The following is a 366-nucleotide window of genomic DNA, read 5'->3' on the forward strand; positions in this document are numbered from 1 at the left end:
CGGTCGTGGCGGAATCGGTAGACGCGCTAGGTTGAGGGCCTAGTGGTGGCAACATCGTGGAGGTTCAAGTCCTCTCGACCGCACCATATCGCACCCTTAGCTCAGCTGGATAGAGTACTTGACTACGAATCAAGGGGTCGGGAGTTCGAATCTCTCAGGGTGCACCATATTTTGTTTGCTTTGACGGGCCTATAGCTCAGCTGGTTAGAGCGCACGCCTGATAAGCGTGAGGTCGGTGGTTCGAGTCCACTTAGGCCCACCATTTTCAAAACAAACAATGACGAACTTTGAAAACTGAACGATGAGGCAAAAATCGTATTCTACGGAATACAAAAACGAATGAAGCGCAAGCTTCGTCAATCGTGA

2 tRNA genes are annotated in these 366 nt (G+C 50.3%); both read left to right on the top strand.

The annotated features are described in order from the left end of the window. The first annotated feature begins 90 nt into the window (after positions 1-90). Positions 91-167, top strand: a tRNA-Arg gene (locus KNQ11_RS16675). Between the two features lie 18 nt (positions 168-185). Continuing rightward, positions 186-262, top strand: a tRNA-Ile gene (locus KNQ11_RS16680). The last annotated feature ends 104 nt before the right edge of the window (positions 263-366 follow it).

Origin of the sequence: Exiguobacterium sp. s39 (assembly GCF_018618925.1) — a bacterium.
GTDB classification, from domain to species: domain Bacteria; phylum Bacillota; class Bacilli; order Exiguobacteriales; family Exiguobacteriaceae; genus Exiguobacterium_A; species Exiguobacterium_A abrahamii.